Raw genomic sequence first — 21388 nt, forward strand, 5'->3', positions numbered from 1 at the left:
GCAGCGATCCTACGCAGTGCGGCATATCGGCGGTGTATGGAAAACGCCATACGCCCCGGCAACCGCGTCCTCTCTTCACTGGAAGCATGAACGACCTCCACACCCCCCGAGCCGTCCGGGCACGGCGCCGTCGGCGGATCGCCACCACGGCCTCCGTGCTGGCACTCGCCGTGGTCGCCGCCGTCGCCGTGCAGCAGTCGCTCTCGGCCGCGTTCGCCGAGACCGCCCCGATCGTCGCGCCCGCCACCACCGGCTCCTCCGGCTCCGACACCGATCCGCATCCGCCGACCACCGGATCGGTGCTCGCCCCGAGCGAGGCGGACGGCGTGATCCGCGACGGCGATCAGCCGACGGTCTTCGACGTCGACAGGATCGCCGTCGGCAACCTCGACCCCGCGCTGCTCGACGCCCTCCAGCGTGCCGCCTCCGATGCCGAGGCCGACGGGGTCACCTTCGTCGTGAACAGCGGATGGCGGTCGGCCACGCTGCAGGAGCAGCTGCTCCGCGACGCCATCGACGACTACGGCTCGGAGGAGGAGGCGCGCCGTTGGGTGGCGACCGCCGAGACCTCGGCGCACGTCTCCGGCGACGCGGTCGACCTCGGTCCGCTCCCCACCCTCGACTGGCTCGCCCAGCGCGGCTGGCGCTACGGGCTCTGCCAGACCTACGCCAACGAGTCCTGGCACTACGAGCTGCGACCGGAGGCTGTCGAGGACGGCTGCCCCGCACAGTACGCCGATGCCACCGAAGACCCGAGGATGCAGCGATGACCGCGGTGCTCCCGGAGGGGGCGACCCTGTCCCGCCTGCACGCACCGACCCTGTCCACCCTTCCGGGTGCCGTCGCCGAGAACCTCCGCCGCGTGCGGGCCGCCGCTGCGGTTCCCGTCATGGCCGTGGTCAAGGCCGACGCCTACGGTCACGGCATGGTGGCGGTGGCGACCGCCGCCGTGGCCGCGGGAGCCGAGTGGCTCGGGGTCACCGACGTCGCCGAGGGGGTCGCGCTGCGCGAGGCCGGCCTGCGCGTGCCGATCCTCGCCTGGCTGCATCCGGCGGGCATCGACGCGGCGCTCGCGGCCGCTGCGGGGGTCGACGTGGCCGTGGGTTCCGTCGAGGAGCTGCGCCAGCTCGCGGCCGATGCCACCGCTTCCGTGCGGGTGCACCTGCACCTCGACACCGGGATGGCGCGCGGAGGGTGTCCCGTGGAGGACTGGGACACTCTGCTGCGCACGGCGAGGGCGGCCCGTGGACGGATCGACGTCGTCGGGGTGATGGGGCACCTCCCCTGCGCGGACGCCGCGGATCCGCGGGCGAACGCGGCCGCGATGCTGCGGATGCGCCAGGGGAGGGACGCGGTCCTGCGCGCCGGGTTCGGACCGCTGCTCGTGCACCTCGCGGCGACGTCGGGGGCTCTCACGGACCCCGCCACGCACTTCGACATGGTGCGGGTGGGGGCCGCCCTCGTGGGGATCGACCCGTCCGAGACGGTGTCGTTGGTCGGGGCCTCCCGGTTCACCGCGCCCGTGGTGCACAGCGCCGCCGTGCCGGCCGGAACCGTCGTGGGCTACGGGGGCACGCACACGACGGCGACGGCCACGCACCTGAGCGTCGTGGGCGTCGGGTACGCGGACGGCATCCCGCGGGAGGTCGGGCCGGGTGCGGGGGTGGAGATCGGAGGGGAACGGCACCTGATCGTCGGGAGGGTGTCGATGGATCAGATCGTCGTCGACACCGGGGGGAGGGCGTTCCCGCGGGGAGCGGTCGCGACGGTGTTCGGGCCGGACGGCGGCGCAGTGCCGTCGGTGCAGGAGTGGGCGCGGTGGGCGGGCACGATCCCGCACACCATCGTCACGGGCATCGGCCCGCGAGTGAGAAGGAGCGTGGCATGACGATGAAGGTCCTGGTCATCGGAGGGGGACAGAACCCGGAGCACGAGGTGTCGCTCGCGTCGGCCGCGGCGGTCGCTGCGGCGCTGCGGCTGGGCGGACACAGCGTCACGGCCGTGACGATCGACCGCGACGGCGTGTGGCGCGCGGACGGCATCCCGCCCGGCGTGAGTCCGGCGGCATCGTTGCAGCAGGCCCTGCCGCTGCTCGCGGCGAGCGACGTCGTGTTCCCGGCCGTGCACGGGGCGCTCGGGGAGGACGGCGCCCTCGCGGCGCTGTGCGCGCTCGCCGGGGTCCCCGTGGTCGGATCCGCGCTGGGGGCGGGGGCGATCGGCATGGACAAATGGGCCACGAAGCTGGTGGCCCAGGCCGTGGGGCTGCGGACCGCCAGGGGGCGACTGGTCGCCGCGGAGGACATCGGCGATGTGGAGTTCGACGGCGCGGTCGTGGTCAAGCCGGTCACGGCCGGCTCGAGCCACGGCGTGAGCCTGGTGACGGAGGAGGGCGACCTGCTCACGGCGCTGCGGGGAGCAGCGCGGTTCGACCGGCGGATCCTGGTCGAGGAGGTCGTGCACGCACGGGAGATCGACGTCGCCGTGCTGCGGGAGAAGGGCGGGGTGCGGTGGGCCGCCCCGCCCCTGGAGATCCACGCGCCCGGGCTCTTCGACACCGCGACGAAGTACGACGGCACGGCCCGCTTCACGGTTCCCGCGCAGCTCGATACAGCCGCCACGACGGCGCTCAAGCGCGCGGCGATCGCGATGTTCGATGCCCTGGGGTGCGACGGCGTCGCCCGGATGGACTTCTTCCTCACGGACGAGGGCCCTGTGCTCAACGAGGTGAACACGATGCCGGGGCTGACCGCCGCCTCCCAGGTGCCGCGGATGTTCGCGGCGGCCGGGGTGGACTACGTCGACCTCGTGGGCAGGCTCGTCCGAGCGGCCGTGTGAGAGGGGCTCGACACGGCGCGTGCGGAGGCGGATGCTGGGGGCATGGCAGCCTTCACAGCGGAGAACGCGTTCAGCGGTTTCAGCGTCGACGACATCGACGCGGCGAAAGAGTTCTACGGCACGACCCTCGGGCTCGACGTCGAGGTCAACGCGATGGGGTTCCTCGATCTGCGCCTGCCCCGCGGCGGGTCGATCCTCGTCTACGCGAAACCGAACCACACCCCGGCGAGCTTCACGATCCTGAACTTCCCGGTGGCGGACGTCGACGCCGCGGTCGAGGAGCTCAACGAGCGCGGCGTGCAGACGAAGATCTACGGCGACGACGAGTTCCCGTCGGACTCCCGCGGCATCGTCCGCGGGAACGGGCAGGGGCCGGACATCGCGTGGTTCCGCGACCCGGCGGGGAACGTGCTCGCTGTCATGCAGGCCTGACGGGGCCCGCCTCGCTCACAGCCGGTCGACCGCCGTCACCGTCACGACCGCCTCGCCGGCCTCGTCCGACGCGGCGAGGTCGACGGTGGCGCTGATGCCCCAGTCGTGGTCGCCGACCGGGTCGTCGATGATCTGCCGCGCCGTCCAGGCGGTCGGACCCTCGGTGAGCAGCAGCATGCGGGAGCTGCGGGCGTCCGGTCCGGTGCCGATGTCGTCGTGCTCGGCGAAGTACGCATCCAGCGCGTCCGACCAGGCGGCGGCGCCGAACGACGGGTCGAGCTCGGCCAGCGCATCCACGTCCTCACGCGCGGCGAGCTGCACGCGCCGGAAGAGTTCGTTGCGGACGAGCGTGCGGAAGGCGCGGGTGTTGCTCGTGAGGCGCTTCGGTGCGGGCGGGACGATCGGCTCGTCGGTCTCGCCGCGGGCGGCGGTCCCGGCGGTCAGCTCGCTCCACTCGTCGAGCAGGCTGGAGTCGATCTGGCGCACGAGTTCGCCGAGCCAGGCGATGAGGTCGTGGAGGTCCTCGTCCTTCCGCTCCTCGGGGATCGTCTGGGAGGCGGCGCGGTACGCGTCCGACAGGTACCGCAGGACGACGCCCTCGGAGCGGGCGATCTTGTAGAACGCGACGTACTCGCCGAACGACATGGCCCGCTCGTACATGTCACGGACGACGGACTTCGGGTGCAGGGCGAAGTCCCGGATCCACGGTTGCGCAGCGCTGAAGGTCTCGAAGGCGGCGTCGAGGAGCTCCTCCAGGGGCTTCGGGTACGTGATCCCTTCGAGGAGCTCCATGCGCTCGTCGTACTCGATGCCCTCGCGCTTCATCGCGGCGACCGCCTCGCCCCGCGCGAGGAACTCCTGCTGGCTGAGCACGGCGCGCGGATCGTCCAGCGTCGCCTCGACGATCGAGATCATGTCCAGCGCGTACGACCCCGTCCCCACCTGGGTCCCTGAGCCTTCCTGGGCCCCTGAGCCTGTCGAAGGGTGGGTCCCTGAGCCTTCCTGGGTCCCTGAGCCTGTCGAAGGGTGGGTCCCTGAGCCTTCCTGGGTCCCTGAGCCCGTCGAAGGGTCCAGCAGATCGAACGCCGCGAGGGCGAAGGGGGACAGCGGCTGGTTGAGCGCGAAGTTGGGCTGCAGGTCGACCGTGAGCCTGACCCCCTTCGGTGCTCCGGGCACGCCCGTGTCGAACGTCTCCACGACGCCCGATTCCCGGAGCGTCCGGAAGATCGCGAGGGCGCGGAGGGCGAGCGCACGCTGCCGGGCGCGCGGCTCATGGTTGTCGAAGACGAGCCGGCGGACGTTCCCGAACACATCATCGCCCCGGGCGATGACGTTGAGCAGCATCGCGCTGGTGATCTGCATGTGCGAGGTCAGGGTCTCCGGCGTCGCATCGATGAGCTTCCGGAACGACGGCTCTCCCCACGACACGAACCCGTCCGGGGCCTTCTTGCGGATGATCTTCCGCTTCTTCTTCGGGTCGTCGCCGGCCTTGCGGATCGCGGCGAGGTTCTCCGTCTCGTGCTCGGGCGCCTGGGCGACGACGGTACCAGCGGTGTCGTAGCCGGCGCGTCCGGCCCGCCCCGCGATCTGATGGAACTCCCGGGCGTTGAGCTGGCGCATCCGGGTGCCGTCGAACTTCGTCAGCGCGGTGAGCAGCACGGTCCGGATGGGGACGTTGATGCCCACGCCCAGGGTGTCGGTGCCGCAGATGACCCGGAGGAGACCGCGCTGGGCGAGCTGTTCCACGAGTCGGCGGTACTTGGGCAGCATGCCGGCGTGGTGCACGCCGATGCCGGCCCGGAGGAAGCGGGAGAGCGTCTTGCCGAACGCCGTCGTGAAGCGGAAGCCGCCGATGAGGGCGGCGATCTCGTCCCGCTGCTCACGCGTCGCGACCTTCGTGCTCGACAGGGCCTGGGCCCGCTCCATGGCGGCCGCCTGCGAGAAGTGCACGATGTAGACCGGGGCCTGTCCCGTGTTCAGCAGGTCGTCGATGGTCTCGTGGATGGGCGTCGTCTCGTAGAAGAAGTGCAGCGGGACCGGGCGCTCCACTCCGGTGACCGAGGCGGTCTCCCGTCCTGTGCGACGCGTCAGGTCGGCGGCGAGGGTGGTGACGTCGCCGAGGGTGGCGGACATCAGCACGAACTGGGCCTGTGGGAGCTCGAGGAGCGGCACCTGCCAGGCCCACCCGCGGTCCGGGTCGCCGTAGAAGTGGAACTCGTCCATGACGACGAGGCCCACGTCGGCGGCATCACCCTGCCGCAGGGCCAGGTTCGCGAGGATCTCGGCGGTGCAGCAGATGATGGGGGCGTCCGCGTTCACGGCGGAGTCTCCCGTCACCATCCCCACGTTCTCGGCGCCGAACACCTCTGCCAGCGCGAAGAACTTCTCGCTGACGAGGGCCTTGATCGGCGCCGTGTAGTAGCTGCGGCGGCCGCCGACCATCGCCGCGAAGTGGGCTCCGACCGCGACGAGCGACTTTCCGGTGCCCGTCGGCGTGGACAGGACGACGTTCGCGCCGGAGACGATCTCGATGAGCGCCTCGTCCTGCGCGGGGTAGAGGCGGATGCCGGTCGACTCCGCCCATTCCACGAACGTCAGGTAGACCGCGTCGGGGTCCGCCGCGTCGGGAACGAGAGAGGGTTCGAGCCGCGGCGTGGGATTCATGGTGCTTCGATCATCCCATCTGCGTCATGTCGCCGATCCCGTGACCCCGAGCGCGGTGAGCAGCTCGTACGCCGTGGAGCGCGCGTGCACGATCACGGTCCCGAGCTGCGACGACGAGGCCGACACCGAGAGCAGGAGCTGGCCATACGGCGCGAGGATGAAGCTCAGCAGGGCCATCTGGTTCTCTCCGATGGACAGCGACACGATGGCCGACAGGGTCGGCTCCGTCCCGCCGGCGATGATCTCGGCTTCGGCTCGCGCGACCCCGAACAGGGAGCCGTTCATCGCCGCGAGCTGCTCGCCGCCGTCCTGGTCGACGCCGAGCGAGGCGATGTGGAGGCCGTCGGCCGTGCCGAGGACCGCGGTCGTCAGCTCCGGGAAGCGCTCCTCCAACTGCTGCAGACGGGTCTGCGCCGACGGGCCGACGATGCGCGACCACAGGGCCCAGTTGCCGGCGACGTCGGGGTGCATGCGGGACGGATCGGGCGTCGCGGCGGCGTCGTGCCGCCGGGCGGGTCCGGTCATGGCTTCTCCTCCGGAAGATCGAGAGCGGCGCCGGCGACACGCATCACGCTGTCGCGGTCGCGCGCGTCGGCCGCGAGGACGCGCGAGGCGGGGATGCCGTGTCGCGCGAGGGGGGCGGCGAGCGCGCGCCGGATATCGCCGATCGCTCGTCCGGCGGTGTGGCTGACGGCGATCACGACGCGATGCTCCTCGCCCGCGAGAACGTCCAGCCACTCGTCGGCGTCGGCGACGAGGGTGTCGCGGTCGCCGCGCAGCCAGAGCAGCACCCGGGTGCCCGGGATCGAGACGCGCTGCCGTGCCGACGCGAAGCGCTGCTGCCCCGGGATGCCGATGAGCGCGATGGAGACCTCGGGCGTCGGCCGCCAGGTCCCGTAGTCGAGCCCGACCGTCGTGGTGGTCTTGCCGTCACCGCTCGCGAACGACATCGGCACGTCGGTGTCCACCGGCGCGACGTCGCTCAGAGCGCGGACCGCAGTCGTCTTGCCCGCGCCCACCGGACCGGCGAAGATCACCCGGTACCGCTGAGGCAGGTCGGTCCGTCGGCGCCGGGGGCGCCTCATCGTCCGCTCCCCGGGACCGGTCTTTCGCTGTCGCCCTCTCCCGAGGCCGCTCCCCACGGCCTCATGGATCACGCGCCGAGGGCGGCGACCCGGCGGTTCACCGAGGAGCGCAGCAGGGCGAGGTTCGTGGCCTGCCGATCGGCGGCCAGGTAGATGAACAGATCGTCGTCGAGCATCTTGAGCAGGTGCAGCTGCGTGTTCAGCGTCAGCAGCATGTCCTCGAGCTCGCCATCGATGCCGAGGGCATCGATCGTGCGCTTCTTGTTCTTCACGATCTCGCTGTTGAACGCGCTCGCGACCTCGAGGTCGAAGTCCGGACGGACGGAGCTCGAGGCGAGCGGCAGCCCTGATTCGAGGTCGACGATCGACGCCCCGATGAATCCGTTGATGTCGCGCTCGATGTCCGCCAGAAGCGTGTTGAGCTGATCTTGCGTGGCCATGGTTCTCCCCAGTCGTCTTCATCGCGCGCAGCAGCGACCGCCCTGTGCGGTCGTCCCCGGCGCCGCGCGACCTGTGAAGTGTATAACGTTACTCGACGAGGGGGCCAGTCTCAGACCGAGGTCGCTGCGCGGAGGGCGATGCGGACCATGTCGCCGAACGTCTGCTCGCGCTCCTGGGCCGTGGTCTCCTCGCCGGTGACGATGTGGTCGCTGACCGTGCAGATCGCGAGGGCGCGGCGCCCGTGGAACGCGGCGAGCGTGTAGAGCCCTGCCGCCTCCATCTCGACGCCGAGGATGCCGTGCCGCACGAAGGGCTCCGTGAGCTCCGGCCGGGTGCTGTAGAACTGGTCGCTCGAGAACAGCGGCCCCACGTGCACCGTGGACGACACCGGCTCCGACTCGCTCGCCTCCACCGCCGCGCGCAGCAGGGCGAAGTCGGCGAGCGGGGCGTAGTCGAGGCCGTGGAAGCGCACGCGGTTGATCCCGGAGTCGGTGCTCGCGCCGTTGGCGATGATGATGTCGCGGACCGCGAGCTTCTCGGTCAGCGCGCCGCAGGATCCGACCCGGACGATCGTCTGCACGTCGTACTCCGTGAACAGTTCCGTCGCGTAGATCGCCATCGACGGCTGCCCCATCCCCGAGCCCTGGACGGAGACCCGATGCCCCTCCCAGGTGCCGGTGAAGCCCAGCATGCCGCGCGTCTCCGAGTACAGCTCGGCGTCGTCGAGGAAGGTCTCGGCGATCCACTTCGCCCGCAGCGGATCGCCGGGGAACAGGACGACGGGGGCGATCTGACCGGGTTCCGCGGCGATGTGGGTGCTCATCCGCTCAGCGTACTCAGCCCTCGCGACGCCGGACGATCTCCCCGATCCAGAGGGGCGCGAAGGGCGAGGTGCAGCCGGGGGCGGTGGGGTAGTCGGCCAACACCTGGAGCCGTTCTCCGATCTCCACCGCCCGTCCCCGCAGGTCCGGATGGAAGATGCCGATGTTCGCGAGGGTCTCGTTCATGGCCCACTGCAGGCGCGGCGGGGCCTGCTGCAGGTCGCGGTCGATCAGGTCGAGCAGGTGCGGCAGGTCGAGGCCGTCGGCGTCCTTCGTCACGCGGACCGTCGTGAGCGACCACGCGGCGGCGGCGACGGTGGGATCGGCGTCGTCGAACCAGCGCCGGCGCAGCTCCTCGGCGAGGGGCGACTTCTTGAGGACGTAGTTCACGAACCAGTCGTTCACCTTGGGCGGCCGCGTCTCGCGCAGCATCGTGTCGAGCTCGTCGGCGGTGAAGTCGGCCGGACGGCACACGAGCAGGGCCAGGAGCCGGGCGGACGTCTCGCCGGTCGCCCACAGCTCCCGCGCCAGGGCCTGGTCCGTCTTGATGCGCTTCGCGAGGGCGCGCATGCGGCTCAGGTTGATGCCGTGGTCGTCGCCGCGCTTCTCGTTCGCCGCGCGCTGCTTCGGGTCCTCCAGTGCCGCGAGCTCCGCCAGCGCCTCCTCGACTGTCATCCCGCCAGGGTAACCCCGCCGACCCACCCCTTTCGGTGCGTCCCGGCCCGTTGCGAACGCACAGAGGGGGCCGGGAGGTGCGAAAGGGGGCGGGTCGGTACTCAGTCTTCGTCGAGGAGCTCGCCGCGGATGCGACGGAGGTCTTCCATGAGGGAGCCGATGAGGATCCAGTGCTGCGAGGACGGCGGACGGATCACGAGCGGAGCGGTCAGCGCGGGGATGGCGGAGGTCAGCGGTTCGGGCTCCGGAGAGGGCGCTGTGGTCTGCACCGCGAGACGCACGTCGTGCCCGGCCCGGCGGAGCTGCTCGGCGATCGCGGCCACCGCGGGCTCTTCGCCGAGCCGGTCGTCGTAGTGGTCGAAGTAGGCGCGGGTCATGCCGATGGTCTGCGTGACGATGGGCGAGAGCCGGTCGAGCAGCGCCCTCAGCTCCTGCAGGTCGGCGCGATGGGTCGAGCGCCGGGGGTTCAGCGTGAGCGACTCCTCCCCGGCGGCGATCGCGGCTTCGGCGGCGTCCTTCATGGGTCGCAGCAGCCGCACCTCGAGCATGAGCTCCTGCAGCCGCGCCGGAGTCTGCGGGGCGGGCAGGGCGTCCGCGAGACGGTCGAGGCTCGCGGCGAGCTCCCGTCCGAGCAGCCCCACATCCCGCCGCGCCGGCTCGACGAGCACCGGCGGCACGATCAGCGCATTCACGACGATGCCGATCACCACCCCGATGAGGGTCTCCCCGATCCGGGCGATCGCGTACTCCGGACTCGACGACCCGAGCGCCAGCACGAGCATCGCCGAGATCGCGACCTGGTTGCCGGTGCCGGGGGACGCCCGGAAGATCCATGCCACGAGCATCGCGACGACGATCGCGAGCAGCACGATCCAGCTCGGCGAGCCGAGGAGCAGGCCGAGGCCGACAGCGATCACCACGCCGACGATCACGCCGATGCTGCGCTCCAGCGCCTTCGACAGCGACTGGTTGACGCTGGGCTGCACGACCAGCAGCGCGGCGATCGCGGCGAACACCGGCAGCTGCCCGGGGAAGACCAAGCCCGCGATCAGCCACGCGGCGATGGTCGCCGCGGCCGACTTCACCACCTGCAGCAGGGGGGAGCGCTGGGAGGCGCGGATCGCGGCGGGGATGCGCATGACCTCCACGGTAGTCGCGCCGATGTCAACCCCATCGCCGATCTCGCCCGCAGCGGGCTGAATGGAAGCACACGAACGACGAACAAGTGAGGAGCATCCCCATGGTGCAGATCATCGAGACCATCGACGTCGACGTTCCCGTCCGCACGGCGTACAACCAGTGGACGCAGTTCGAGAGCTTCCCGAAGTTCCTCGACGAGGTCGTCTCCATCACGCAGATCGACGCGACCCACACGCACTGGAAGGTGAACGTGGGCGGCGCGGAGCGTGAGTTCGACGCCGAGATCACCGAGCAGCACCCGGATGAGCGCGTCGCGTGGAACAGCGTCGGCGGCGAGACCGAGCACGCGGGCGTCGTGACGTTCCACAAGATCGACGAGAACACCACGCGTGTGACCGTCCAGCTCGACTGGGCGCCGGAGGGACTCCTGGAGAAGGTCGGTGCCCTGGTCGGCGCCGGATCCCACGCGGTGAAGAAGGACCTGAAGAACTTCAAGGAGTTCATCGAGGGCCGTGGCGTCGAGACCGGCGCCTGGCGCGGTGACGTGGACGCCTGACGCATCCTCTTCGAGGCCCGGACCGCTGCGCGCGGCCCGGGCCTCGTCGCGTGTGAGGGCTGCGGGCGTCGGAGGGGCGTGCTTGCATGGGCGCATGGACACGAGGGAGCGTCTGCGCGGCGAGGGGCGTGCCGTGCTCGCGACCGTGGTCTGCTTCGTCGGGGGAGCTCTCGCCGGGGCGCTGCTCCTCGCCGGCCCGCCGCGGCCGCTGACGGGTGAGGGAGGACTGGCGCTGCCCGCTGCGGGGGTCGCCGGCAGTGTCGCGGCCCTGGCCTTCGTCGTCAGCACTCTCCTGCACCGTCGCGATGAGCCAGCCGCGATGCCGCGCTGGCAACGGGTCGTGTCGCGCCTCTCGGCCGCCGCTCTCACCGTCGCGTTCGGGGCGGTGACGGCGATGGGCGTGCTGCTCACGGCCGAGGTGCTCGCGGCGGGCCTGCGCGGCCTCGCGCTCGGAGCCATCGGCGGCGGGCTGCTCACGGGGGTCGCGGCCGCGGTCGGCGGACGACTCGCCTTCGGTGCGGGAATCGGGCTCCGGACCGCGGACCTCGCCGGGCTCCTGTTCGGGTTCCTCGTGATCGGCACGCTGTTCGCGATGGTGACCGCCGTCGACCCCCGGTGGTGGGAGGAGAACTTCTCGCAGCTCGGGGTGGGGTGGGCGTTCAACGGCACCCTCGTCGTCGCCGGGCTGCTGGTCGCCACCGTCGGCTCGTACATCGGTCGCGATCTGCATCGGCTGCTCGGGGACCACGCGCTGTCCCGGATCGCGACCGTGGTCGTGCTGTGGGCGGCGGCCGGGCTCGCTCTCGCCGCGGTCGGGCTCCTGCCGCTGTATCGAGCCCCCGTGCCGCACGACATCGCAGCCGTCGCGGCGCTGCTCCTCTTCCTCGGGGCTGCCGCGGCGACGACTTTGATCGTCCCCGGTCGGCCCCTGGCCCTCGTGGTGACCTCCGTCGCCGTCGGGGTGCTCGTGGTCGGGGCCGTGCTGCTGTGGTGGCCGCTCCGCTTCTTCCCGGTGACCGCGGTGGAGGCGGTCGTCGTCGGGCTCGGACTGCTGTGGATGACGACGCTCGTGCGGGTGCTCGCGATCGTCGTGCCGGAGGGGACCCGTCCGTCCGCGCGGCGCTCGCTCTGGGAGGGCAGGCGTTCGCGCGGGCTCAGGCGGGTGGGTGGACCAGGAGCCTGATGCGGCGCGGGGGCCTGCGTCGGCGTAGGGAGGTGGGCGGGAAGAGGGCGCGGAAGATAGGGCATCCGTCCGATGTCGAGGGGGCACCTCAGAGCGGAGTGTAGGGATACACCGAACCGTCGAGGAGACATCATGTTCGAGCACCCCTCCCTCATCCATCAGGTCACCGTCTTCGAGCAGGAGCAGATCGAGCGCGCGGTCGCCCGGCGCCGGATGCTCATCGAGCACGCGGACCAGATCGTGCCGCGTCCTGCGGGTCCGCTGCGCCGGCTGCTGCGCCTCGGACGCGGGCGAGCGTCGGCGCCGCAGGCTCCGCGCACAGCGGCGTGCGATCCGGCCGTCGCCCGATGACGGACGGCGTCGTCCTGTCCTTCCCCGGCCCTCCGGATGTCCGCGGGCAGTGGCACGATGGGTCCATGGCCCCAGCCCCCACCGCCGCGATGGTCGGGCGTGATGCCGAGCTCGCCGGGATGCGCCGCCTGTTCGACGGCGTGCGCCAGGGTGTGCCCGCCGCGCTGCTCGTGGAGGGCGAGGCGGGTATCGGCAAGTCCCGGCTGGTGCGGGAGTTCAGCGCCGAGATCGCGACCGCGGCCGACGTGCACGGGGGCTGGTGTCTCGACCTCGGCACCTCGCGCGCCCCGTTCGGCCCGCTCGCCGGCATCCTCCGCTCGCTCGTGGAGCGGCTGGGCGCGGAGCGTGTGCGCGAGGCGGTCGGCGTGGGCGTCGAGGCGCTCGGCATGCTGCTGCCCGAGCTCGTCGACGCCCCCGCCGCTCGCGACCGCACCAGCCCCGAACGCCTGCGCGACGCGATCGCCTCCCTCATCGAGGCCGCCACGGAGCTGGCGCCGCAGGTCATCGTCGTCGAAGACCTGCACTGGGCCGACGACTCGACCCTCGCGATCCTCTCCTTCCTGCTGCGCACGCTCGACCGCGGCCGCCTCCTGCTGCTCATCACCTGCCGCACCGACGATGTGCGCCGAGGCGACGCGGTGAGCCGGTTCATCGGCGAGGCCACGAGGGCGCGACTGCTCGAACGGATGACCGTGCCGCGCCTCGACGACCATGCGGTCGGCGAGCTGGTCGCACAGATCACGGGACGCGCGCCGACCGCGACGGCGCTGGAGCGGCTGCAGGTGCGCGCGGAGGGCGTCCCCTTCTTCGTCGAGGAGATCGCCGGGTGCGCCCAGGGCCCCCTGCCGGAGAGCCTGCGCGACCTGCTGCTCGCCCGCTTCGACCGCCTCGGCGACGACGCGCGCCGGGTGGTGCAGGTGATGTCCGGCGCCGAGCGGCCGCTCACGGATCCGCTGCTGCTGCGCCTCGTCGACCTTCCGGAGGATCGTGTCGAAGACGCCGTCCGTGAGGCCGTGCGCAGCGGCATCATCGTCGTCGGCGAGGACGACTACCGGTTCCGCCACGCTCTGCTGCGGGAGGCCGTGCACGGCGACCTGCTCCCCGGCGAGAGGGCGCGGCTGCACCGGGCCTACGCCGAGGCGTTGGAGGAGGGCAGGGGCGACGACGCGGCGGCGTCGGCCTACCACTGGCAGCTCGCGCAGGACGATCGTCGTGCGATCGCGGCCGCCGCCGACGCCATGCGGCAGGCGAAGGCCCAGTACGCCTTCGCCAGCGCGGCGCGGTTCGGGGAGCTCGTCCTCGAGCTCTGGCCGCTCGTGCCTGACGCGGCGGAGGCGACGGGCTTCGCGCGTCTCGACCTCCTCCACGTGCTCGGGTCGGTCCTGCGCAACGCCGGCGACGGGGAGCGCGCGCTCGCGGTCGCCAACGTCGCGCTGAGCGAGGTCGACGCGGCGACGGTCGACCCGCGACTGCACGCCCGGCTGCTGCGCAACAAGGCGCTGTACCTCGTCAACCTCGGGCGTCTCGGAGCCGTCCCGTTGCTTCAGGAGGCGCTGGCGCTCGCCGAGCGGGTCGACGACGACGTGTTCCGTGCGGAACTGCTGAATCAGCTCGCGAGTCGTCGCATGATCGCGGGTGACCGGGAGGAGGCCATCCGCCTCGCCGACGAGGCGGAGCGCCGGGCGGCGGGCGCCCCGACGACGGACCAGCTCTCGATCGCCGCGAACGTCCGTGGCGGGTCGCTGGCGCACCTCGGACGGGTCGCGGAGGGGGTGCGCGAGTACCGACGGGCACGCGACCTCGCCGCCGGATCGACGGCCGAGATGCGTTACCGCGTCAACTACTCCGACCTGCTGACGCTGCTGGGCCGCTACCGGGAGGCCGTCGCCGTCGCCGAGGAGGGTCTGCGGCGAGCCCGTGAGCTCCGCGTCGAGCGCACCTCGGGCTCGATCATGGCGCAGAACATGATCGTGCCGTTGCTCGAGCTCGGGGAGATCGACCAGGTCGAGGACATGCTGGCCCGCGATTTCCTGCAGGGCACGCTGCGGGTGTTCCGGATGTACGTGAGCATGACCCGGGTGCGGGTGCTCGCCTGGCGGGGCCGGGCCGCGGAAGCCGCGGAGACCCTGCGGGAGTGGCTGCCGGCGTTCGAGGAGACGGGGGTCTCGGAGCGGCAGATCTGGTACGACCGGATCACGATGCAGGTCGCCGTCGCCGAGAGTCAGGGCGACCTCCGCGGAGCGCTCGACGTGATCTTGGCGATGCTGGAGGACGAGCGTCCGGCGTTGCTGCATCAGCGGCGGCTGCTCCTGGAGGCGGGGGCCCTCGTGACGGCGCTGCGTGCGGGCGGGGCGGACGTCGATGCGGCGGTCGCGGCGGTGCGGACGGCCTGGGAGGCGCAGCCGCCGGAACTCCAGGACGACGCGTGGTCGACGGTGCTGCACGCCCTTCTCGAACCGGAGCCGGCGGTGGTCGACGAGGCGCTGGTGTGTGCGGACGGGGACGACGTTCCGGTGACGTTCCGGGTGGTGCTCCGGCTCGAGCGGGCCCGGCTGCACGTCGCCGCCGGGGAGCGCGCCGAGGCGGCTGCCGTGCTGGCCACGGCGACGGCGATCGCTGAGCGCCTCGGCCACGTGCCGCTGCAGAAGGCACTGACACGGTTCGGCGATGCGTCCGGGGTGCGTCCGACCGGACCCCGCGAGGCCGACGCGGAGCAGCTGACGGCCAGGGAGCGGCAGGTACTCGCCCTGATCTCTGAGGGCCTGAGCAACCGCCAGATCGGGGAGCGCCTGTTCATCAGTGTGAAGACCGTCAGCGTGCACGTCTCGGCGGTGCTGCGCAAACTCGGTGTCAGCACGCGCACCGAAGCGGCACTCGCCCATCGCACGGCCGAAGAGGCGGCATCCGGTCAGTCGGCCGTGGTAGCGTGACCGAGCATGCATGTCGGATCATCGGCATGATGCAGGCCGCGCGAGCGGCCGGTCAACAGAAAGTAGAAAACACATGGCCACTGGCACTGTGAAATGGTTCAACGCAGAGAAGGGCTTCGGCTTCATCGCTCCCGATGACGGCACCGAAGACCTCTTCGCCCACTACTCGGCTATCGCCGGCTCCGGTTTCAAGGAGCTCCGCGAGAACCAGAAGGTCGAATTCGACGCTGAGCGTGGCCCCAAGGGCATGCAGGCGGCGAACATCCGCGCTCTCTGAGCGTGCGCTGACTTCCTGAAGCCGGCCGGATCCGTACGGGTCCGGCCGGCTTTTTCGTTGCCCCGACACCTTCGAATCGCCCACTTTGCGGCATCCGGGCGCCGGATGGGACAAGGTGAGCGATTCGAAACGGGAGTGAGGCAGTCCTAACCTCCGTGTTAGATTAGGCGAGGCTTACCAAAGGCCGGACGCTCTCGCGTCGACACCCCATCTCCCATCCCGAAGGGAACGCCTGTGCGCACCTCTCGACTTCTCGCCCTCGGCGCGGCCGCCGCGCTCGCCGTGACGCTCTCCGCCTGCTCGTCCTCCGCGCCGGAGTCGACCGCGTCCGCCGGGAGCAACCCGGCCTCCGACGACGCGTTCCCCGTCACCATCGAGCACGTCTACGGCGAGACGACCATCGACGAGAAGCCCGAGCGCGTGGCCACCATCGCGTGGGCGAACCACGAGGTGCCGCTGGCCCTCGGCATCGTCCCGGTCGGCATGAGCAAGGCCACCTGGGGCGACGACGACGACAACGGCATCCTCCCCTGGGTCGAGGAGAAGCTCGACGAGCTCGGTGGCGAGACCCCGGTGCTCTTCGACGAGACCGACGGCATCGACTACGAGGCCGTGGCCGACACCGAGCCCGACGTCATCCTCGCCGCCTACTCCGGCCTCACGCAGGAGGAGTACGACACGCTCTCCAAGATCGCCCCGGTCGTCGCCTACCCCGACGTCGCGTGGGGCACGTCCGTCGACGACATGGTCGAGATGAACTCCAAGGCCCTGGGGCTCGAGGCTGAGGGCGAGGCCCTGATCGAGGACCTGCACGCCGACGCCGACGCGGCCCTCGCGGCCAACAGCGCGCTCGAGGGCAAGAAGGTGCTGTTCGCCTACTTCGACCCGAGCGACCTGAGCCAGATCGGCTACTACACCGCGGCCGACACGCGCCCCGGCTACCTGCACGATCTCGGCCTGCCGCTCCCCGCCATCGTGGAGGAGAACAAGGACAGCGAGCAGTTCTACCTCGAGGTGAGCGCCGAGGAGGCGCAGAAGTTCGACGACGTCGACGTGCTCGTGACCTACGGCGACGACTCCACCCTCGCCACGCTGCAGGCCGACCCGCTGCTGTCGAAGATCCCGGCCATCGCGGAGGGCCGCGTCGCGATCCTCCCGGACGCCACCCCCATCGCCGCATCGGCGAACCCGTCGGCGCTGTCGATCCCGTGGGGTCTCGAGGACTACCTGGCGATCCTCGCCGCGCCGCTCGCGAAGTAAGCCCCGCGTCCGCCCCCCAGCGGAGAGTCGTCGTGATCTCAGCACCCGTCCTCGCGCCGGACGCCGCCACCCTGCGGCGTCCGGCGGTGGTGCGCACCCTCTGGCTGCTCGCCGGGGTCGGTGTGATCCTCGTGCTCGCCGTGCTCTCGGTGTCGTTCGGGGTGCGGGCGGTCACCCTCGACGACATCCTCGCGGCGCTCTCCGGGCAGTCGGACACGATCGCTCAGGCCGCGGTCGTCAAGCGCATCCCCCGCACGGTGCTCGCGCTCCTCGTGGGGGCGGCCCTCGCCCTCGCGGGAGCGACGATGCAGGCCGTCACCCGCAACCCCGTCGCCGACCCCGGCATCCTGGGGGTCTCGAACGGCGCCTCGTTCGCGGTCGTCCTCGGCATCGCGTTCTTCGGACTCAGCAATCCCTACGGGCAGATGGCCTTCGCGATCGTCGGCGCCGCGGCGGCCGCCGTGTTCGTCTACACCGTCGGCTCCCTCGGCCGTGGCGGGGCCACCCCGCTCAAGCTGGCCCTCGCGGGGGCGGCGACCTCCGCCGCGTTCGCCTCGCTCATCAGCGCGGTCATGCTGCCGCGGGTCGACCTGCTCCAGACGTTCCAGTCGTGGCAGATCGGCGGCGTCGGCGGGGCGGAGTGGCCGCGGATCGCGATCACCGCCCCGGTCCTCGCGGTCGGCGCCCTCATCTGCTTCCTGTCTGCACGCGGCATGAACTCCCTCGCCCTCGGCGACGACATGGCCAAGGGGCTCGGCGAGCACGTGCTGCGCACCCGGATGCTGTCGGCCCTCGGTGCGGTCATCCTGGCCGGCGCGGCGACGGCGATCGCAGGGCCGATCGGGTTCGTCGGGCTCATCGTCCCCCACATGTGCCGGATGCTCGTGGGCACAGACCACCGCTGGCTGCTGCCGTTCTCGGCCCTCGCCGGCGCCGCGCTGCTCACCGCGAGCGACATCGTCGGACGCGTGATCTCGCCGTCGTCCGAGGAGATCCAGGTGGGTATCATCACGGCGATCATCGGGGCGCCGTTCTTCATCTGGATCGTCCGCCGACAGAAGGTGCGGGAGCTGTGAGCACGACCGAGCACACCCTCGTCCGCGGCGACGAGTCCGCCGCCGCCCGCACCGCGCGTGTCATCGCCGGCCGCCGGGCACGCCACCGCCGTCATGCCGTGGTCACCGTCGCGCTCGGGGCCGTCGTGGTCGTGCTCTTCACGGTGGCGCTCATGGTCGGCAACACGTTCTACCCGCTCGACGAGGTCGTCCGCGTGATCCTCGGCGAGACGGTGCCCGGTGCGTCGTTCACCGTCGGCGACCTGCGCCTGCCGCGCGCCGTCCTCGCCGTCCTCACCGGCCTCGCGTTCGGCATGGCGGGCGTGACGTTCCAGACCATGCTGCGCAACCCACTCGCCTCGCCGGACATCATCGGCATCTCGAACGGGGCCGGCGCGGCCGCGGTGTTCGGCATCGTCGTGCTCTCGCTCAACGGCCCCGCCGTCTCGCTCCTCGCGCTCGTCGGCGCCCTCGTCACCGCGCTGGCGATCTACCTCCTCGCCATCAAGGGCGGCTTCGCGGGCACCCGCCTCATCCTCATCGGGATCGGCGTCGCGGCGATGCTGCAGAGCGTCATCTCCTACCTGCTGTCCCGGGCCGCGAACTGGGACATCCAGACCGCGATGCAGTGGCTCACCGGCAGCCTCAACAACGCGTCGTGGGAGCGGGTGCTGCCGATGGCGATCGCCGCCGCGATCCTCGTGCCGCTGCTGCTCTCGCAGGGCCGGGCGCTGGGCACGCTCCAGCTCGGGGACGAGTCCGCCGCGGGGCTCGGCGTGCGGGTCACCGCCACGCGCCTCGTCTTCATCCTCGGCGCCGTGGCCCTCCTCGCCTTCGCGACCGCCGCCACCGGGCCGATCGCGTTCGTCGCGTTCATGGCGGGACCCATCGCCGCGCGGCTCACCGGTCCCGGTGCCACGCTGCTGCTGCCCAGCGGCCTCGTCGGCGCGGTGCTCGTGCTCGGCGGCGACCTCATCGCCCAGTTCGCGCTCGGCGCGCGGTACCCGGTCGGCGTGGTCACCGGCGTCGTCGGCGCGCCGTACCTCATCTACCTGCTCATCCGCACCAACCGCACCGGAGGCTCGCTGTGACCGCCGCCCACCGCCTGTCCGCCGAGGGGGTCACCCTCTCCTACGGCGACCGCACCGTGGTCGAGGGCCTCGACCTGCAGATCGCGCCGGGGAAGATCACCACGATCGTCGGCGCCAACGGCTGCGGCAAGTCGACGCTGCTGCGCGCCCTCGCCCGCCTGTTGTCGCCGGGGGACGGGGAGGTCGTGCTCGACGGGAAGTCCATCCACGCCCGCCCCACGAAGGAGGTCGCGCGCATCCTCGGCCTGCTGCCGCAGTCGCCCGTGGCCCCCGAGGGCATCGCCGTCGCCGACCTCGTCGGTCGCGGACGTCATCCCCACCAGCGGGCGCTGTCGCGGTGGAGCGCGCACGACTACGAGGTCGTCGCCGACGCCCTGGACGCGACCGGGATCAGCGACCTCGCCGACCGCAGCGTGGACGAGCTCTCCGGCGGTCAGAGGCAGCGCGTCTGGATCGCGATGGCCCTCGCGCAGGAGACCGACATCCTGCTGCTGGACGAGCCGACGACGTTCCTCGACGTCGCCCACCAGGTCGAGGTGCTCGACCTGCTCACCGACCTCAGCGTCGCGCGCGGCACCACGATCGTCATGGTGCTGCACGACCTCAACCTCGCGGCGCGCTACGCCGACGAGCTGGTCGCCATGAAGGACGGTCGCGTGCACGCGATCGGCGCCCCGCAGGAGATCGTCACCGCCGAACTCGTGCAGGAGGTCTTCGGCCTCCCCAACCAGATCACCATCGACCCGGTCTCCGGCAAGCCGATGGTCACCCCCATCGGAAGGCATCATGTCCGCTGAATCCACCACGACCGAGCGCCCGACCTACATCCTCACCCGCGCCGAGGTGCGCGGCGTCGACCGCGTCTCCCCGTCGTTCGTGCGGGTGACGCTCGGCGGCGAGGAGCTCAGCGAGCTGGGGACGCCGGGGGAGGTGTACGACAGCCGGGTCAAGCTCGTCTTCCCGCCCGCGTCCGGCGTGCTCGCCGAGATCGACCGGTCGACGTACGACTGGTGGGGCTCGTACCTGTCCGTCCCGGAGGAGGAGCGCGGCTCGATGCGCACCTACTCCGTGCGCGAGCTGCGGGTCGACGACGACGGCCGCACCGAGGTCGACATCGACTTCGTGCTGCACCTGGAGCCGGGGCTCACCGGTCCGGCCTCGCGGTGGGCGAGCACCGCCGCGGTGGGTCAGGAGCTGTGGCTGGTCGGCCCGCGCCGCGGCGTCGTCGCGCACGGCGGGGCGGAGTACGCGCCGGGGGCGGCGACCTCGGTGGTCCTCGTCGGCGATGAGACCGCGGCCCCCGCCATCGCCCGCATCCTGGAGGACGCCCCGCGTGACCTCCGCGGCGTCGCGTTCATCGAGGTGCCGTCGCCCGCCGACGTGCTCGCGATCGACGTGCCGGCCGGGGTCGACGTGCACTGGCTCCCGCGCGACATCGGCGAGCCGCACGGCCTTCGCCTCATCCCCGCGGTGCTCGAGTATCTGGGGGACGACGACGCCCAGGACGAGATCCGCGTCACCGACATCGAGGGGGAGGACCTCCTGTGGGAGACCCCCGAGTACTCGAGCCTGGGGGAGGAGATCCCCCGTGAGGACGACCGCGCCGGCCGCTACTTCTGGATCGCGGGCGAGAGCGGTGTCGTGACGACGCTGCGTCGGCACCTCGTGAAGGACCTCGGCGTCGACCGCGCACAGGTCGCGTTCATGGGCTACTGGCGCCGCGGCGTCGCGATGCGGGGCTGAGATGACCGAGGCCATCGATCGCCACGGCCTGGAGGGGGAGTCCCTCGTCCTCGGCTACGGCCGCACCCGGGTCGTGCACGACGTATCCCTGCGCCTCGCGCCGGGCCGGGTGACCACGCTGATCGGACCGAACGGCAGCGGCAAGTCGACCGTCCTCCGCGCCCTCGCGCGGCTGCACCGCATCGATGCGGGGACCGTGCGCGTCGGCGGCGCGGAGTCGCGCGACGCCGCCACGCTCTCCGCCAAGGAGTTCGCGAAGACCGTCGCGATGCTGTCGCAGTCCCGGCCGCACCCGTCCGGGATCGAGGTCTCCGACGTCGTCGCCTACGGCCGCCACCCGCACCGCGGACGGTTCTCCGGCGTGAGCGACGCCGACCGAGCGGCCGTGGCGCGCGCCCTCGCCCTCACCGGCCTCTCCGCCATGGCCGCCCGTCCGGTCGACCAGCTCTCCGGCGGCGAGCTGCAGCGCGTCTGGCTGGCGACCGCACTCGCCCAGGACACCGGGGTGCTGCTGCTCGACGAGCCGACCAACCACCTCGACCTGCGCTACCAGGTGGAGACCCTCGACCTGGTGCGGGAGCTCGCCGACGACCACGGCACCGCGCTCGGCGTCGTGCTGCACGACCTCGACCACGCCGCCTCGGTCGCCGACGACGTCGTGCTGATGCACCGCGGCCGGGTCCACGCGGCGGGGGCGCCCGCCGAAGTGCTCACCGGCGAGAACCTCTCGCACGTGTACGGCCTGCGCATCGACACCGCCCTCGACGAGGAGACCGGGCTGGTGCGGGTGCGTCCGCGCGGCCGCCACCACGGTCGCCTCCGCGCCCCCTCCGCCTCCTGATCCCGACC

22 protein-coding genes are annotated in these 21388 nt (G+C 71.8%); 15 read left to right on the forward strand and 7 right to left on the reverse strand.

What is annotated here, in order from left to right; translation table 11 throughout:
• Positions 1–86 precede the first annotated feature (86 nt).
• Genes MICNX66_RS01440 through MICNX66_RS01455 form a run of 4 tightly spaced genes read left to right on the forward strand, consistent with a single transcriptional unit; the run spans position 87 to position 3267 of the window.
• A complete protein-coding gene (locus MICNX66_RS01440; protein ID WP_187663021.1) occupies positions 87–770 on the forward strand; it encodes a M15 family metallopeptidase in 684 nt (227 codons plus the stop codon).
• A complete protein-coding gene (gene alr, locus MICNX66_RS01445; protein ID WP_187663022.1) occupies positions 767–1888 on the forward strand; it encodes an alanine racemase in 1122 nt (373 codons plus the stop codon). Before MICNX66_RS01440 ends, alr begins: the two co-directional genes overlap by 4 nt.
• Complete coding sequence (locus MICNX66_RS01450; RefSeq protein WP_187663023.1) at positions 1885–2835, forward strand: D-alanine--D-alanine ligase family protein; 951 nt, start codon at positions 1885–1887, stop codon at positions 2833–2835. Before alr ends, MICNX66_RS01450 begins: the two co-directional genes overlap by 4 nt.
• Positions 2836–2877: 42 nt before the next feature.
• Positions 2878–3267 carry a VOC family protein gene (locus tag MICNX66_RS01455; protein ID WP_101847682.1) on the forward strand — a complete coding sequence of 130 codons (390 nt, stop codon included), beginning with the start codon at positions 2878–2880 and terminating at the stop codon, positions 3265–3267.
• Between the two features lie 15 nt (positions 3268–3282).
• On the opposite strand, the gene MICNX66_RS01460 is transcribed toward MICNX66_RS01455, so the two are convergent.
• The 7 genes from MICNX66_RS01460 to MICNX66_RS01490 all read right to left on the reverse strand — a co-directional run bounded on the left by MICNX66_RS01460 (position 3283) and on the right by MICNX66_RS01490 (position 10092).
• A complete protein-coding gene (locus MICNX66_RS01460) occupies positions 3283–5931 on the reverse strand; it encodes a DEAD/DEAH box helicase (protein ID WP_187663024.1) in 2649 nt (882 codons plus the stop codon).
• A gap of 24 nt (positions 5932–5955) precedes the next feature.
• The gene (locus MICNX66_RS01465) at positions 5956–6456 is read right to left on the reverse strand and encodes a hypothetical protein (protein ID WP_187663025.1); all 501 of its coding nucleotides are present in this window, start codon (positions 6454–6456) and stop codon (positions 5956–5958) included.
• A complete protein-coding gene (locus tag MICNX66_RS01470; protein WP_187663026.1) occupies positions 6453–7016 on the reverse strand; it encodes a GTP-binding protein in 564 nt (187 codons plus the stop codon). Before MICNX66_RS01470 ends, MICNX66_RS01465 begins: the two co-directional genes overlap by 4 nt.
• A gap of 68 nt (positions 7017–7084) precedes the next feature.
• The gene (locus MICNX66_RS01475; RefSeq protein ID WP_187663027.1) at positions 7085–7456 is read right to left on the reverse strand and encodes a hypothetical protein; all 372 of its coding nucleotides are present in this window, start codon (positions 7454–7456) and stop codon (positions 7085–7087) included.
• A gap of 110 nt (positions 7457–7566) precedes the next feature.
• Positions 7567–8280: a purine-nucleoside phosphorylase gene (gene deoD, locus MICNX66_RS01480; protein WP_187663028.1), complete on the reverse strand. Its 714-nt coding sequence runs from the start codon at positions 8278–8280 to the stop codon at positions 7567–7569.
• A gap of 13 nt (positions 8281–8293) precedes the next feature.
• Positions 8294–8953 (reverse strand): DNA alkylation repair protein, encoded by a 660-nt coding sequence (locus tag MICNX66_RS01485; RefSeq protein WP_187663029.1) that lies wholly within the window; start codon positions 8951–8953, stop codon positions 8294–8296.
• A gap of 101 nt (positions 8954–9054) precedes the next feature.
• Complete coding sequence (locus MICNX66_RS01490) at positions 9055–10092, reverse strand: FUSC family protein (RefSeq protein ID WP_187663030.1); 1038 nt, start codon at positions 10090–10092, stop codon at positions 9055–9057.
• Between the two features lie 101 nt (positions 10093–10193).
• Between MICNX66_RS01490 and MICNX66_RS01495 the strand changes: the two genes are divergently transcribed.
• The 11 genes from MICNX66_RS01495 to MICNX66_RS01545 all read left to right on the forward strand — a co-directional run bounded on the left by MICNX66_RS01495 (position 10194) and on the right by MICNX66_RS01545 (position 21380).
• Positions 10194–10649: an SRPBCC family protein gene (locus MICNX66_RS01495; RefSeq protein ID WP_187663031.1), complete on the forward strand. Its 456-nt coding sequence runs from the start codon at positions 10194–10196 to the stop codon at positions 10647–10649.
• Positions 10650–10743: 94 nt separating this feature from the next.
• Positions 10744–11832 (forward strand): DUF998 domain-containing protein, encoded by a 1089-nt coding sequence (locus tag MICNX66_RS01500; RefSeq protein WP_232089160.1) that lies wholly within the window; start codon positions 10744–10746, stop codon positions 11830–11832.
• 132 nt (positions 11833–11964) lie between these two features.
• On the forward strand, positions 11965–12183 hold the full coding sequence (locus MICNX66_RS01505) for a hypothetical protein (RefSeq protein ID WP_187663032.1): 219 nt from the start codon (positions 11965–11967) through the stop codon (positions 12181–12183).
• A gap of 65 nt (positions 12184–12248) precedes the next feature.
• A complete protein-coding gene (locus tag MICNX66_RS01510) occupies positions 12249–15113 on the forward strand; it encodes a helix-turn-helix transcriptional regulator (RefSeq protein WP_187663033.1) in 2865 nt (954 codons plus the stop codon).
• Between the two features lie 73 nt (positions 15114–15186).
• On the forward strand, positions 15187–15390 hold the full coding sequence (locus MICNX66_RS01515; RefSeq protein ID WP_025104028.1) for a cold-shock protein: 204 nt from the start codon (positions 15187–15189) through the stop codon (positions 15388–15390).
• Positions 15391–15624: 234 nt separating this feature from the next.
• Complete coding sequence (locus MICNX66_RS01520) at positions 15625–16650, forward strand: iron-siderophore ABC transporter substrate-binding protein (RefSeq protein WP_187663034.1); 1026 nt, start codon at positions 15625–15627, stop codon at positions 16648–16650.
• A 32-nt stretch (positions 16651–16682) separates the two neighbouring features.
• On the forward strand, positions 16683–17726 hold the full coding sequence (locus MICNX66_RS01525) for a FecCD family ABC transporter permease (protein ID WP_187663035.1): 1044 nt from the start codon (positions 16683–16685) through the stop codon (positions 17724–17726).
• Positions 17723–18796, forward strand: a complete 1074-nt coding sequence (locus MICNX66_RS01530) for a FecCD family ABC transporter permease (RefSeq protein ID WP_187663036.1) — start codon at positions 17723–17725, stop codon at positions 18794–18796. Before MICNX66_RS01525 ends, MICNX66_RS01530 begins: the two co-directional genes overlap by 4 nt.
• Complete coding sequence (locus MICNX66_RS01535; RefSeq protein WP_136051913.1) at positions 18793–19593, forward strand: ABC transporter ATP-binding protein; 801 nt, start codon at positions 18793–18795, stop codon at positions 19591–19593. Before MICNX66_RS01530 ends, MICNX66_RS01535 begins: the two co-directional genes overlap by 4 nt.
• Positions 19583–20539 (forward strand): siderophore-interacting protein, encoded by a 957-nt coding sequence (locus MICNX66_RS01540; protein ID WP_187663037.1) that lies wholly within the window; start codon positions 19583–19585, stop codon positions 20537–20539. Before MICNX66_RS01535 ends, MICNX66_RS01540 begins: the two co-directional genes overlap by 11 nt.
• 1 nt (position 20540) lies before the next feature.
• Positions 20541–21380 carry an ABC transporter ATP-binding protein gene (locus MICNX66_RS01545; RefSeq protein WP_187663038.1) on the forward strand — a complete coding sequence of 280 codons (840 nt, stop codon included), beginning with the start codon at positions 20541–20543 and terminating at the stop codon, positions 21378–21380.
• The last annotated feature ends 8 nt before the right edge of the window (positions 21381–21388 follow it).

It is taken from the genome of Microbacterium sp. Nx66 (genome assembly GCF_904066215.1).
Lineage (GTDB): Bacteria > Actinomycetota > Actinomycetes > Actinomycetales > Microbacteriaceae > Microbacterium > Microbacterium meiriae.